9 protein-coding genes are annotated in these 13,187 nt (G+C 65.2%); 5 read left to right on the top strand and 4 right to left on the bottom strand.

What is annotated here, in order from left to right; translation table 11 throughout:
* Nucleotides 1–8: 8 nt before the first annotated feature.
* Nucleotides 9–1,223, top strand: coding sequence for a polysaccharide biosynthesis protein (locus CH291_RS07625; protein ID WP_179276470.1), 1,215 nt, complete (start codon nucleotides 9–11; stop codon nucleotides 1,221–1,223).
* Here the strand turns inward: CH291_RS07625 and CH291_RS07620 are convergent.
* Nucleotides 1,204–2,280 carry a substrate-binding domain-containing protein gene (locus tag CH291_RS07620; RefSeq protein WP_094635229.1) on the bottom strand — a complete coding sequence of 359 codons (1,077 nt, stop codon included), beginning with the start codon at nucleotides 2,278–2,280 and terminating at the stop codon, nucleotides 1,204–1,206. The two genes, CH291_RS07625 and CH291_RS07620, sit on opposite strands and share 20 nt — an antisense overlap.
* A gap of 106 nt (nucleotides 2,281–2,386) precedes the next feature.
* On the opposite strand from CH291_RS07620, the gene CH291_RS07615 reads away from it, so the two are divergent.
* The 3 genes from CH291_RS07615 to CH291_RS07605 all read left to right on the top strand — a co-directional run bounded on the left by CH291_RS07615 (nucleotide 2,387) and on the right by CH291_RS07605 (nucleotide 6,151).
* The gene (locus CH291_RS07615; protein ID WP_094635230.1) at nucleotides 2,387–2,824 is read left to right on the top strand and encodes a MarR family winged helix-turn-helix transcriptional regulator; all 438 of its coding nucleotides are present in this window, start codon (nucleotides 2,387–2,389) and stop codon (nucleotides 2,822–2,824) included.
* 169 nt (nucleotides 2,825–2,993) lie between these two features.
* The gene (locus tag CH291_RS07610; protein WP_094687085.1) at nucleotides 2,994–4,436 is read left to right on the top strand and encodes a purine-cytosine permease family protein; all 1,443 of its coding nucleotides are present in this window, start codon (nucleotides 2,994–2,996) and stop codon (nucleotides 4,434–4,436) included.
* Complete coding sequence (locus CH291_RS07605) at nucleotides 4,433–6,151, top strand: nitrilase-related carbon-nitrogen hydrolase (protein ID WP_094687084.1); 1,719 nt, start codon at nucleotides 4,433–4,435, stop codon at nucleotides 6,149–6,151. The genes CH291_RS07610 and CH291_RS07605 overlap by 4 nt, the downstream gene beginning before the upstream one ends.
* 97 nt (nucleotides 6,152–6,248) lie before the next feature.
* Here CH291_RS07605 and CH291_RS07600 read toward each other — a convergent pair whose 3' ends face one another.
* Nucleotides 6,249–7,385: a DUF3068 domain-containing protein gene (locus tag CH291_RS07600; protein ID WP_094687083.1), complete on the bottom strand. Its 1,137-nt coding sequence runs from the start codon at nucleotides 7,383–7,385 to the stop codon at nucleotides 6,249–6,251.
* Between the two features lie 166 nt (nucleotides 7,386–7,551).
* Here CH291_RS07600 and CH291_RS07595 point away from each other — a divergent pair, with 166 nt between their 5' ends.
* Entirely contained in the window at nucleotides 7,552–8,700 is a 1,149-nt protein-coding gene (locus tag CH291_RS07595; protein ID WP_255183267.1) for an acyltransferase family protein, read from the top strand.
* Here CH291_RS07595 and CH291_RS07590 read toward each other — a convergent pair.
* Together CH291_RS07590 and CH291_RS07585 are read right to left on the bottom strand one after the other, a co-directional pair.
* The gene (locus CH291_RS07590) at nucleotides 8,678–12,925 is read right to left on the bottom strand and encodes an alpha-(1->3)-arabinofuranosyltransferase (RefSeq protein ID WP_094687082.1); all 4,248 of its coding nucleotides are present in this window, start codon (nucleotides 12,923–12,925) and stop codon (nucleotides 8,678–8,680) included. The genes CH291_RS07595 and CH291_RS07590 overlap by 23 nt on opposite strands.
* Before the next feature lie 22 nt (nucleotides 12,926–12,947).
* Entirely contained in the window at nucleotides 12,948–13,118 is a 171-nt protein-coding gene (locus tag CH291_RS07585; RefSeq protein ID WP_082073827.1) for a DUF2613 domain-containing protein, read from the bottom strand.
* Nucleotides 13,119–13,187: the final 69 nt, after the last annotated feature.

Genomic DNA, 13,187 nt, shown 5'->3' with positions numbered 1-13,187 from the left:
GTGGGCTCATGTCTTTCCGCGCCTCGTCCGAGGCAGACCACACGGCGGGTGCGTCGGTCGCCGGGATGGGGATGGTGACGGCCGGTTCGATGTTCGCGAACGTCGCGGCCTACCTTCTGCAGGTACTTGCGAGCCGGATGCTCGGCGTCGAGGGCTACGGAGAATTCGCGAGTCTGCTTGCTGCGCAATTGGTTCTCGCGGTTCCGGCGTTGGCGTTGCAGTCCGTCGTTGCGCGTGAAGTGGTGCGCGGGCGCAGTTCTCGCGAATTGCGAACAGTGGGATATCGGTGTGCGGCGGTGGTGGGGGTGCTCGCTCTGGCACTGGCACCCGCACTGTCCGCGGCCATGGACGTCTCGATGACGGCGACCGTGTCGGCGGTCATCGCTGCGCCGGTGTTGGTGCTGCTGGCTGCCGAGCAGGGGTTGCTACAGGGGCGTGGGCGATTCGGAGCCCTCAGTGTCGTGCTTGCCGCAGCAGGATTCGGCAAGGTGGCACCGGCGGTGCTGGTGTTGTTGCTCGGCGGTGGTCCCGGTTCGGTTCTGTTGGCCACGGCCGCGGGTATCGGCGTGGTGGCACTCGGTGCGCGATGGACGGCCGGGGTACCGGTGAACTCGGTGTCGGAAACCAAGGTCACCGTTCTGGCCGTGCTGCAGGCGTCACAGGTGCAGTTGGTGTTGATCGCGATGTCCGCGTTGGATCTGGTGCTGGCGCGCACGCTGCTCAGCTCCAACGAAGCCGGGCTGTACGCCGTCGGGGCCGTTGCATCCAAGGCGGCATTCTGGTTACCGCAGGCCGTCGGCGTGGTGCTGTATCCGCGGATGGCGAACCCGCTGCATTCTGCGTCCGCGGTGCGATCGGCGCTGGCCGTCGTCGCGGGGCTCGGTACCGTTCTGGTGATCAGCGGTGCGCTGGCGTCTCCGCTGTTGCCGTTGGTGGTGGGCGATACGTATTCCGGTGTGCAGGAATATGTCTGGCTGTTCGTGCTGCAGGGTGCGTGCCTGGCCGTGCTGCAGAGCGCGTTGCTGTGGGCCATCGCGGGCGAGCGCACCCACCTCGCTCTCGTCGCCTGGTTCGCCCTCGCCGTCGAGGTGTTGCTGTTGCTGTTCGTGGCGTCGACACTCGCGCAGTTCGTCGTCGTCGCGGCCGTCACCGCCGCGGTGACAATGGTGGTGGTGTGTGGGTTGGTGTTGTGGGGGAACCGCGTCAGTCCTTCGCGGGTCTGATCTCACTCAGGATCTCGAAGTCGACCTCGCCGGCCAGCGCCAAGTAGATCGGCTGCGAGACATGGCCGTTGGACAGGGACAGTCGACCGCGGGCACCGGTGAACGACACCGAATCGGAGATGGATTCGATGACGCCCACATCGGTGGTGCCGGCCCTGTTCACCAGTGCACCCAGCAGCTTGATGCCCTCGTAACACGATTGCCCCAGAGCGCCGACGATCGGCGCGTCGACGCCGAACGCACGGGCGAATCGGCCGGAGAATCCCAAACTGTCTTCGGTGGCCAGTGTTTCGAAGTATCCCGAGGCGACATAGAGCCCGTGTGTGTTCTCTCCGCCTGCCGCGATCAACATGTTCTCGTCCATCAGCGGACTGAGCCGAACGCATCGGACGTCGAGTCCCGCTGCAGCGAATTGCTGATGGAAGTACACCGCGTCGTCGCCGAGGAGCAGAACGACGGCACCGTCGGCCCCTGATCGTTCGAGCGCGCCGACGGAGGTGGCGAAGTCGGTGCTGCCGACCGGCCTGAACTCGGCGTGCACCACGCTGGCCCCGAGTTCCCGGAGCCGGGCGGCCGCGATGGTGGCGCTCTTGCGCGGCCAGACGTAGTCGTTTCCGACGATTGCCCACCGTCTGCGTCCGAACTCGCGGACCAGGAAGTCCAGTGCCGGGACGAGTTGGTTGGTGGGTGTCTCGCCGGTGATGAACAGGCCCGGATAGCGGTCACCGCCCTCGTACAGGGACGTGTAGACGTAGGGGATTCGGTTCGTGGCCACCGGAATCACGGCCCGACGGACTGCCGAGGTGTGCATCCCCGCGACTGCGTCGAGGGTGCCTGCGTCGAGCAGGGTCGAGACCTCGTGGGCGACGGCTGCCGGGTCGCGACCACCGTCGATCGAGATCAGCTCGACGCGCCGGCCGAGTACACCGGCGGCGGCATTGAGTTCGTCCCGTGCCAGCTGGGCCGACAGTTCACTCGACGGGCCGACCAGGCCGAACGGTCCGGACATCGGAAAGATCAGACCGACGCGAAACGTGTCGAACCGATCGCTGTTCATCGTGTTGTCCGTCCGATCCGTGTCGATTCGCTGCTCGCTTCGCCCTAGAATCGCTGAGGGAGACTGTAGCGCCGCAGGCGAGGTAAGAGCAGAGGGGCATGATCGCGTGAATCACGACGAGGCTGGTTCGGCCGCTCGTTTGCTCACCGTCGTCGAGCGCGCGGTCTCGGATCGGTTGCGCGGTGCACTCGTCCCGTGGGAGCTCGATCTCGAGGAGTGGCGGGTGCTGTCGTTGCTGTCGGACGGCGAAGGCCACACGATGGCCGAAACCGCGGAGTTCGCGCTGCTCGCGCCGCCGACGCTGACCAAGGCCGTCAACCGGCTGGTCTCCAACAATCTCGTGCACCGTCGTACCGGCACCGTGGATCGTCGTCAGGTGCTCATTCGCCTGACCGCGCGTGGGCGCGCCAAGTACGACGAGGCGGCTCCGGTCATGGAAGCAGTCGCGGCCACGGTGTTTCCGTCCGAATCCGAACGTGAGCAGTTGCAATCCTTGCTGCGCTCTCTCGAGACCAACGCGAAGGCGTCCTCGGTCACCCTGTGAATCGTTGCCGGGTTCCGGCATCGGCTCGACTTCGGCAGTCCCTCGCCTGGTCGTGAACTTTCGTGATCTCCTTTTAACATGTTTCACGTTGCAATAGTGTCCACAGAAAGTATTGTTCGGATGCAGCGCAGCCAGCGCTCTCACCGCGAACCGAAGTGGACACCAGTTCATGAACATGAAGAAGTACTTCGAGGGGCCAGCGACCAGCCTCGACGACCAGATCGAAAGTTACGCAACCTCTCGCGTGCCCGACGATCAACGATGGCGACGGCCGGCGATCCTGCTGGTGCTCACCGGCAACGTCACCGCGATGTTCTGGTTCGCGCTCGGCGGCCAGATCGGCTTCTTGGTGGGGTGGCCGATGTTCCTGATCCCCGTCGCCTACATGGTGATCGGCGCAACGCTGGTCGGCAGCCTGATCATGCGTATTGCCAGCCAGGAAGGCCTGTCGCTGCCACTGCTCACCCGCGGACTCGGCTTCGGCACCAAAGGATCGGCCGTGGCCTCGCTCGTCTACGCCGTGAACTACGTCTTCTACTTCATCTTCGAGGGCAGCATCGTCTCGCACGGCCTCAGCGAACTCGCCGGCATCGACATCAACTCTGCCTGGGCGACAGTGGTGTTCGCACTGGTCGCCCTCGTTGCGCTGTTCTTCTCCTGGCGTGGAATGCACTCGATGAACATTCTGCAGCGGTTCGGTATGCCGATCTTCCTGATTCTGTTCGCCATCGGCATGTACATGCTGGCCAGTGGATACGTCCTGGTGGGGCCGGGCCAATGGGAAGCCACCGGCGGGTTCACCGCAACCGCGATGTGGCAGGCGTTCAGTCTTGCGAACGGACAGGTGGTGTTCCAGGCTCTCATCGCCACCGACTACGGACGTTTCGTCAAGAAGAGCGTCGGATACGTGGGCACCGCGGGGCTGATGCTCGCGGAGCTGCTCATGATCGTCGTGGTGATGATCCTCGGTGTCTTCCTCGGCTTCACCATGTTGCGCCACTTCACCGGAAGCACTGCCGCACCAGAACTTTCGGCTACCGATCCTGGGCTGTATTTTGCCGTCGTGATGGGACTGCTCGGCGTGATCTTCGCCGTTGTCACCCAGGTGCGCATCAACGTGATGAACCTGTACTCCGGGTCGCTGGCACTGTCCAACGCCTGGGACGTGCTCTCGCCCCGCAAGGTCGGACGCCAGTGGTGGATGGTCGCGCTACTCGTCGTCGGCGTGCTCTGCTACCCGGTCAACATCCTGCAGTACACCGACAAGTTCCTGGCCGTCACCGGGATCATGACCAACACCTGGATCTTCATTCTGCTCGCCGATTACTTCGTCTGCCGACGAATGCTCGGCCTCGCACCGCGGAACAACATCGAGTTTCGCGAAGGGCGAGTGCGTAATTGGAACCCCTGTGGCATTTTCGCCATGGCGGCAGGCGTGGCCGTGGGCGGACTCGGCGTGTTCGGTCTCTACCCGTCGTACTACGCCTCGTTCATCGCGATGCTCCTCGGGCCCATCATCTACATCCCACTGACGATGGCAACGCGGGGGAAGTACTACGAACCACCTGTCTCCACCGAAGCTCCGACAATCGAAAGGACTGTGACGTCATGACATTCACCGCAGCGGCCATCCAGTTCGAACCCACACTGTTCGCCAAGGACGCGAATGTCGCCGCGCTGGCAGAGCTGGTCGACAAGGCCGCTTCCGACGGGGCCGAATTGATCACCACGCCCGAGATGGCCACCACCGGTTACTGTTTCCATGATCCCGAGGAGGCATCGACCGTCGTCGAGCAGGTCCCCGGACCCACCACCGATACGTTCGTCGAGATCGCGGCCCGTCGCGATTGCTACATCGTGCTGGGGATGCCGGAAGTCGATCCGACAAGCGGGTTGTTCTACAACAGCGCAGTTCTCATCGGACCCCAGGGAATCATCGGTACCCATCGCAAGACACACCCGTACATCGCCGAGCCCAAATGGGCAGCTCCGGGGAACCTGGGCCATCAGGTGTTCGAGACCAGGCTCGGCCGAATCGCGCTGCTGATCTGCATGGATCTGCACTTCGTGGAGACCGCTCGGGTGGTCGCACTGCAGGGCGCCGACGTGATCTGCCACATCAGCAACTGGCTGGCCGAGCGAACTCCGGCACCCTACTGGATCAGTCGAGCCTTCGAGAACAACTGCTACGTCATCGAGAGCAATCGATGGGGACTCGAACGGACGGTCCAATTCAGTGGCGGCACATGCATCATCGAGCCCGACGGAACCGTCACCGGCCGGATCGACGTCGGCAACGGCATCGTCGCCGCCGAGATCGACATTCGGCGTACCCGCGAGTGCGGGCCCGCGCGTCGACCTGAGCTTTATCGGGAACTCCAGACGAACACGTACACCTGGAACCCTCTGGACTTCTTCACCCTGTACGGCCACTCGCCGCTGCCCGCAGGCAAGACGTCTGCGGTGACCGTGGTGCAAAGCACTCCGGGTACATCGGTCCAGAGCAACCTCGCGGACATCGAGGCCTGGATCCAACAGGTCTCCGGTACAACGGATCTCGTCGTCTTTCCCGAGCTGTCGATCACCGGACCGGTCTCGGCAGCTCGACCGCCTCGCAACGTCGCCGAGACCGCCGACGGGCCCTCGCTCGCACGGATCGCGGACCTCGCGGTTCGGCACGGCATGTCGATCGTCGTCGGCATCGCCGAGCGCGACACCGATACCGAACGGGTGTACAACTCGGCCGTCCTGCTCGGAACCGACGGAGCCCGCACAACCTACAGACAGATCCACCTGTCCGCCGAGCATGCGCCGCTGTTCGACGCCGGCGACACCTGGGCGGTCGTCGATCTGCCGCTGGGACGAGTCGGTCTCCTCGTCGGCAACGATGCGCTGCTACCGGAATCGGGCCGAGTGCTCGCGCTGCGCGGGTGCGATCTGATCGTCTGCCCATCCGCACTGGCGGGTACCTTCGTCGGATCGCACCCCGGAACCGAGATTCCGCTCGCCGCCGAGGTTCTCACCGGGCCCGACGCCACCCACTGGCACCATATGCGCGTGCGCGCCGGCGAGAACAACGTCTACTTCGCCTTCGCGAATGCCGTCGACCTCGACCGCGGAATCACCGGACACAGCGGAGTGTTCGGGCCGGACACATTCGCATTTCCTCGAACGGAAGCCATCGTCGATGCATCCGAACCCGGCCACGCGACGAGCGTAATCGACACCACCAACCTCGACGGGCCGTACCCGACCAACGTCGTACGACGCAAAGACCTCGTCCTGATGCGGCAACCCCACCACTACGGGATTCTCTCGACCGCCTGAGAAAACACCAGTGGCGTGGTTAGGTGCCCCCACGGGCACCTAACCACGCCACTGACCAACCGGGTCGTTCCGCAGGCTCCACTCCTGCGTAGCGCACCTACTCCTTGTTGAGGTTCGTCCTCGGAATCTCTTCCGTGCGATCCGTCGTCCAATCACGGTTGCTCGACGGAGCGGGAGCGGTTCCGCCACCGGGGGTCGGTCGCGGAGTGTTGTCCGCTCGGGCCGGCTGACGATGTCCGCCGTTTCCGCCGCCGCGCAGGAGCAGGACCACTCCGGCGATCAGCGAGATGACACCGAGAATTCCGGCGATGATCGGGACGGTGCGGCCGAAGAGCGAGAGTTGATCCTGGCCGTCCTTGGCCTGCTGGATTTGGTATTCGACGGTGTTCTCGTCGAACGTGATCGGTGCGTTGAGGACGTCGACCTCGGCGTTGCCCGCTTCACGTCCGTAGTACTGGTGAATCTGCTCTTCGCCCTTGACGACGACGCCGGTCTCGGGCTCGACCCACAGGGTGCGGGTGTTCTCGTACCAACGGGTCATCGTCACCGGCGCGGCTCCACCCTCGACACCCCAGGTGTCGGCGGGCAGGGTGACCTTGTTGGTCGGCAGGTTCACCACGGTCGACAGGTCGACCGGGCCGACGGTCTGCTGGTACTGGTACACCGGCGTGCCGTTGATCTCGGTTGCCTCGACGAAATCGATGTCCTTGGTCGCACGCGCGTTGACGTCGAAGTACGGGTAGCTCTTCTGCTCCGAGTTGAACGGGAACTTGTACTGCAGACCGGTGTGGGCCACCTCTTCGGCGGGCGCGTTGCCGGCCACCTGGATGGTGCCGATCGGGTTCTCCACGGGCATGGACGTCTTGCGGTCGATGGTGACGCGGTCGACGCTTGCGGTCAGCAGTCCGGTGTCGGCCTGCTTGTCGCTGCGACGCAGAGTCTGGCCCGCTTGCAGCGTCATGATGTCGGCGTCGGCGGGATCCTCGACGGTGACGAATCGCTGCGAGACGAGGGGAACGTTCTGGTCGACGACTGCGCGGCCGGCGGCGAGGGAAGTCGCATCGAGCACGCTGCCCTCACCGGTGGAGACGGTGGTGACCTCGAGATCCAGCGGCGTCTTCTCGAGTGCCGAAATGGTGTACGTGGGAATGAGAATGGCGGCGACCACCAGAAACGCGCCCAAGCCGATGAGTACGAGGGCAAGTATCCGGCTCGGCCCTGAGCGCTCCGCCATGCTGAATCTCCTTAGTTGACCGCTTCATGGAAGACACCGCGGGCGGGAAAGACGTTCACCCCGACCCGATGTCCGATTTATTACGACACGTCGCAGGTGACAGTAACAGTCGACAGTGGCACCGGTCTCGTCTGCGCCGGTTCGACACGGCACACTTGAGACCACCATGAGCACACAGACCCGTTCGGCAAGCGTTGTCCCGCTTCGTGGGTTCGTACCGTCACTCGAGGGAATGCGTGCCGTCGCGTGTATCGGCATCGTTGTCACCCACGTGGCCTTTCAGACCGGTGGCGCGACCTCGCCGATCTTGGGTCATGTGTGGGGCAGATTCGACCTGACTGTGGCGATCTTCTTCTCGCTGTCGGGATTTTTGCTGTGGCGTCCGCACGCGGCGGCAGCTCGCGGTCACGGGACTGCCCAGCCGATCGGCCGCTATTTCCGTTCGCGGTTCGCGAGGATTCTGCCCGGTTACTGGGTCGGCGTGGTGCTGATCCTGCTGTTTCTTCCCGATGCAGGCGGTGACTACCGCGTGTGGCTGGCGAACCTGTCGTTCACTCAGGTGTTCGTGCCGCTGACCCTGACCCAGGGTTTGACGCAGATGTGGTCGCTGTCGGTCGAGATCGCTTTCTATCTTCTGCTGCCGGTGTTCGCCTGGTCGATGGTGCGCCTGCGCGGTGCGGCCGCCGCCCGCCGTATACCGGTCATTCTGGGTGCTGCGGTGCTGACACTGTCGTGGGCATTCGTTCCGGTGTCGACTCCCGACGGTATTCACCATGACAACTGGCTCCCCGGCTATTTCCCGTGGTTCGCGGCGGGGATGCTGCTGGCCGAGATCTCGGTGGGGCCGACGACCTGGGTGCATCGGTTGGCTCGTCGCCGACGTGTCATGGCGTCCATCGCGGTTGCCGCGTTCGCTTTATCAGCAACTCCTCTGGCGGGTCCGCAGGGCTTGGTGCGTCCGGCGGCCTGGCAGTTCGAGATCAAGATCCTGCTCGGCGCGATACTGGCCTTCGCGATGCTCGCCCCGCTGATTCTCGCCGAGGACGGGAGCCGGCATCGCTTCCTCGAGCATCCGGTGATGCTGACGCTGGGCCGCTGGTCGTACGGGCTGTTCATCTGGCATCTGGCTGTACTTGCCGTCGTGTTCCCGGTGTTCGGCATCATCCCGTTCTCGGGCGGGATGTGGTTCGTGTTGCCGGTGACGCTCGCACTGTCGATTCCGGTGGCAGCGGCGAGCTACGCGCTGGTGGAGGATCCTGCTCGACGACGCTTCGGCCCCCGCAAGAAGGCGGTCAGGGCTTCCGTATCGCCGTGATCGCCAACGCGACGATTCCGATTAGGGACGCCAGCTGCACCCAGTAGGAACCGCCGACGTAGCCGTCGGGAGATCGCCATGGTCCGAGCGAGAGCAGTGCTGGTGCCAGCAGCGTGAGTCCGCCTGCAGTGCAGGCCAATACACGTGAGGACGCCGTGCGACCGTAACGGCGGTCCAGGAGCATGGCGCCGATGCCGATCACGGCCACGGCCACCACACCGGCGATTCCGGCCAACACGATCGTTGCTCCCAGCAGCGCCACGACTGCGACCGGAACGCTCTGCCACGGCCGCGGCGACGGACCGACATCACGCACTCCTCGCGGCCGACGCAGCGCCGCGAACAGCAACGGGATCAGCAGGAGAAGCCCACCGAAGATGCCGAGCCGGTACCAGCGGTCGGTGGTGAAATCCAACGAGATCGTCCCCGACGCCCCCGCCGGAACGATCCAGGCCTGCTGCCACCCGTCGACCACTACCGGGGACAGCTCGAGGCCGCCGGGAGCTGTTGCGCGCCAACCACTGTTGTTGCTCTCCGGGATGACCAGCAGACGGTCCTCCGTCGCGGAGGTGAGCGTCACCTCGCGGTGATCGGCGCTCCAGGCGGAGGTCCGCGCGGCCTGCGGTGCCGAGCTTGTCGGCCAATCGGCAGGAATGGGCATGGTGCGCAACCGAATACCGTCGACGAAGAACGATGCTCCCGGCTGCACCACCACGTCCTGGCGTCCCTCGGGCAGTGATACTGGGTTGACGAAATTCTCGTTCAGCGGGGTGTCGGCGTCGCACACCGACGCCTTCAGCGGCTCGCCGGAGCGGAACTGGTCCGCGGTGGCCGTCACCGACGTACGCACCGTCTGCCCGGCGATGGAGACGATGGGGCCGTCGAAGCAGTCGACGGTGATCCGGCGATCGCCGTCGTACGGTACGCCGATCGGTTCACCACCGGACAGTGGTGTCACTTCGGCGAAGCCGGGAGGCTGTGACTGGATGAAGCCCAACGAGTTTCGGTCCAGGACGCCGTCCCAGTCCACGATCGACAACACGATCCTGTCGGTCACGAACGGTGCCAGTTCGAGAGTCGTCGAGCCGTCGGTGTCGACGTCGCGCACCATCGGGCCGTTGCCGAGGTTGACGGCGACCCGGGTGGGGTGTGCCGGAAGTTCGCCGAGGCTGGGGGTGAGTTCGAGCCCGTCCACCAGTGTGGGAGTAGGCAATTCGATGGTCAAGGTGGGGTTGGTGCCGGCTCGATCGGTGATCGACTTCTCCGGCGCGGTCCAGGACGTGCGCGGATCACCGTCGGTCGCGGCGAATGCCGAACCGTGCAGATCGGCGACGTCCGACGCCCCGCTGGCCAACGGCCGCCCTGGCTGCGCCAGCAGCGCTTCGAGTTCGGGGGACTGACGCGTGCGCACCGTCAGGTCCGGAATGACCGCGGTGCCCATCGGTACGTCGATCGTGCGCGAGAAGCGGCCCAGTTCCTCGGGTGACTTGGACAGCCCACTGCTGCAACGGATTCGATCCTCGGTGTCGAGGCACCCGGAACGGCCGGGGAATTCCTGGCCCAGTTCCCAGGCGTCGACGCTCGCCCCGTCGGGAGTCGCGGGCAGCACCGCGCGGTGCACGATCGGTACCTGCGTCGGGTTGTCCCGGTCGGTGTAGTCGTCCACCGACACCTCGCTGATGCCGAACTGGCTGCCCCGGGTTCCGTCGACCGTCGACTTCGCGGTGATGCGCAGCCACGGGGTTTCTCCGCCCGGCAGTGACACCGTCATCGGCTCACCCGGCTCGTCGACGCGCGCCGCGGTCGAGCCGTTCGGGGTGGTGATCTCCACCCACTTCACCGGGTCGCCGATCGTCCCAGGGCTGGTACGCATGCGCAGCAGCCCGCCGCGCACCGGAGTATCGAAGTCCAGTTGAAGCCATTGCCCCACAGCGCGTTCGATACCGTTGCTGATCCAGCTGGTAGCCAGATCTCCGTCCACCGCGGCGGCGACACCGCTACCCGGGGCGCTGCCGCCGATCTGCGTTGCGTCCGACGCCGAGCTCGACGCCGTCAGGGTCGCGCCCTCCCACTCGGCGTCCACGGTCTCGGCCCCGTACACCGGGTAATCGGAGACCTCGTTGAGCGAACGGCGCGGCTCGTCGGCGGCCCGCAGTGCAGAACTGTGATTGTCGACCTGACCGAAGTCCGTCTCGCGATTCATCGGGGTGTCGGTCACCGTCACCGAGTTCACGGCGATCCCCGCCGCCGCTGCATCCGAGGCCAGCAGAGTGGGACCCGACGGCACAGGATTGCGAATCCCGTTGTTCCGCAGTTCGTTCGAGCGCAGGATGGACTCCGGACCACCCTGGACCACCGGGACACGATCGAGATCGACGGTGTAGGGACCGGACGCGGGAATGCCTGCCGAATCACCGACCGCGTAGATCTCCACAGCCGGATACGGCGGTCGAAGATCACCGTCGAGTACGACGCCGTCGACCTGACCCGGAGCCACGTCCTCACCGAACTCGGCGACCTTCTCGAGTCCCGGCGAACCGTCGAGCACCTGGTGCACCGACGCGGGACGGGTGGATCGGGAGTCCTCGGGATCGAGGTCGTTGCGCACGACGACGTAGCTGATGCCCTGTCCCAGAAGGGTATCGGCCAACCCGGCCGACGGCCGACCGTCGGCGAACAGTCGTTGCACGGAGTCCAGTGCGCGGATGGCACCGGGCGGGGTGAGCGGTACCGCGTCGCGGACGGCCCAGGGCGTGGTGGCCAACGCCTGCAGTGGTTCGTCTCGGGTCAGTCCCCAGGTCTGCAGGGCGAACGGTGCGCCGGGCACAATCAAGGCTCGCTGCGCGTCGGAACCGTCCGGGCTCGATCCCGAGGCATTCTCGGTGAGCCAGTCCGCGGCGTCGTGCCAGTACTGCGGAACGGCCTCGTACGCTCCTCGGGGCGCGAGCTTGCCCGTCCAAGCCAACGAGGTGGACAGCGTCAAGGCCACGAGGATCAACGCGGTCACTGCCATCATCGGATTTTTCTCGGGATGCGCGACGGCCGATCGCCACTGCGTCCGCGGCGCGGAACCCGGCAGCGGAACTCGGGCCAACAGGTGAGCCAGGCCCAGCACCAACGGTATTCGAATGACCGGCTCGAGTTTGTGGATGTTGCGTAGCGGTGCGCCTGCCGAATCGAGGAACACCCGGACGGCACCCGCGAACGGACCGTCCAGCTCGCCGACGAACCCGGCACCGAGGCCGACCAGACCGACGAACAACATGATCGTCAATCGCCCGCGCGCGGGCATCGAGCGCATCGCCAGGCCCGCGATTCCAGCAGCCGCGATCAGACCCGTCGCGATGACGGCCGCCGGCTGAGTCACCAGAACCGCACCGGCCACTCGCTCGGGAGAGACGAACGGCGTCCAACTGCCGGTGCCGCGCAGTACCTCCGTCAGTGACGTCCACTGCGTGGTGGTGCCGGACGATTCGATGTAGTCGAGAAACGGTGGAGAGACCTTGCCCAGCAACAGCAGTGGAACGATCCACCACAGCGTCGCGAGCACGAGAAAGCCCGACCACCACGCGCCGAAGACGACCCAACGTTTGTTCGGCCGATGCGACAACATCCAGATGACGGCCACCAGAACGGCGGCGGCGGTGGCGACGGCATTGACTGCGCCCATCAACGCGACCGCGAGCGCCGACTGCGCGGCCGCTCGTCGCACCGTGTACTTCCCGGAGTCGGAGCCGAGATACCGCACCATCGGGATCAGCACCCATGGTGCCAGCATCATCGGCATCGTCTCCGAGGAGATCGACGCGAGGGTGGTGATCACTCGCGGAGAGAGAACGAAGGCCGTCGCCGCGATCAGACGGGAACTGCGGCTGCCGATACCGAGGGCTTCGGCGAGCCGGACGATTCCCCAGAAGCCGGCGATGAGCAGCAGCGCCCACCAGATGCGCTGAGTGATCCAGGGCGGGATCGACAGCAGGTCGCCGCCGGCGAAGAACGCACCATGCGGAAAGAAGTAGCCGTAGGCCTGGTTCTGCACCTGGCCGAGTGGGGCTGCGCTGTTCCACTGATGGGAGGCGCGTTCGAGAAATCCGAGAGGGTTCTGAGCCAGGTCGAACTTGGTGTCGGCGACGGTGAAGCCGGGGACCTGAAGAAAAGTGAGGAGGAACGCCAGAATCGAGACGCCGAAAAGCCATGTACGGCCGAGCGGCTCGGCCGAGATCATCGATTCACGAAAGCGACCAGCGTCAGCGGCTGCCGTACTCAACCTGGTTCAGCAAGGACGAGTCGGCGTTTCCGGAGCGATCGATATCCGGACGAGAGTTGTCGGCTGCGGCTGCGGTGACTCCGAAGACGACGCCCGCACCCAGTACGGCTCCGACGACGGCGGCAATGACACCCGGGACAGCAAACTTCATCTCGGTTCTCCAGTCAGTCGGCTCAGGAAGGAAGCGGGCGAGGTGGACCCTCGCGCGGGCATCACGGTA

Origin of the sequence: Rhodococcus sp. 14-1411-2a, from assembly GCF_002259485.1 — a bacterium.
In the GTDB taxonomy this organism is placed as follows: domain Bacteria; phylum Actinomycetota; class Actinomycetes; order Mycobacteriales; family Mycobacteriaceae; genus Rhodococcoides.
The sequence above is the reverse complement of the archived record's forward strand: the minus strand, read 5'-3'. Positions and strand labels throughout refer to the sequence as shown.

What these genes read in the sequence shown, in the direction of transcription:
- CH291_RS07590 (WP_094687082.1), bottom strand. Translation starts at nt 12,925, where the DNA reads ATGATCTCGGCCGAGCCGCTCGGCCGTACATGGCTTTTCGGCGTCTCG.
- CH291_RS07610 (WP_094687085.1), top strand. Translation starts at nt 2,994, where the DNA reads ATGAACATGAAGAAGTACTTCGAGGGGCCAGCGACCAGCCTCGACGAC.
- CH291_RS07585 (WP_082073827.1), bottom strand. Translation starts at nt 13,118, where the DNA reads ATGAAGTTTGCTGTCCCGGGTGTCATTGCCGCCGTCGTCGGAGCCGTA.
- CH291_RS07625 (WP_179276470.1), top strand. Translation starts at nt 9, where the DNA reads ATGTCTTTCCGCGCCTCGTCCGAGGCAGACCACACGGCGGGTGCGTCG.
- CH291_RS07600 (WP_094687083.1), bottom strand. Translation starts at nt 7,385, where the DNA reads ATGGCGGAGCGCTCAGGGCCGAGCCGGATACTTGCCCTCGTACTCATC.
- CH291_RS07620 (WP_094635229.1), bottom strand. Translation starts at nt 2,280, where the DNA reads ATGAACAGCGATCGGTTCGACACGTTTCGCGTCGGTCTGATCTTTCCG.
- CH291_RS07605 (WP_094687084.1), top strand. Translation starts at nt 4,433, where the DNA reads ATGACATTCACCGCAGCGGCCATCCAGTTCGAACCCACACTGTTCGCC.
- CH291_RS07595 (WP_255183267.1), top strand. Translation starts at nt 7,552, where the DNA reads ATGAGCACACAGACCCGTTCGGCAAGCGTTGTCCCGCTTCGTGGGTTC.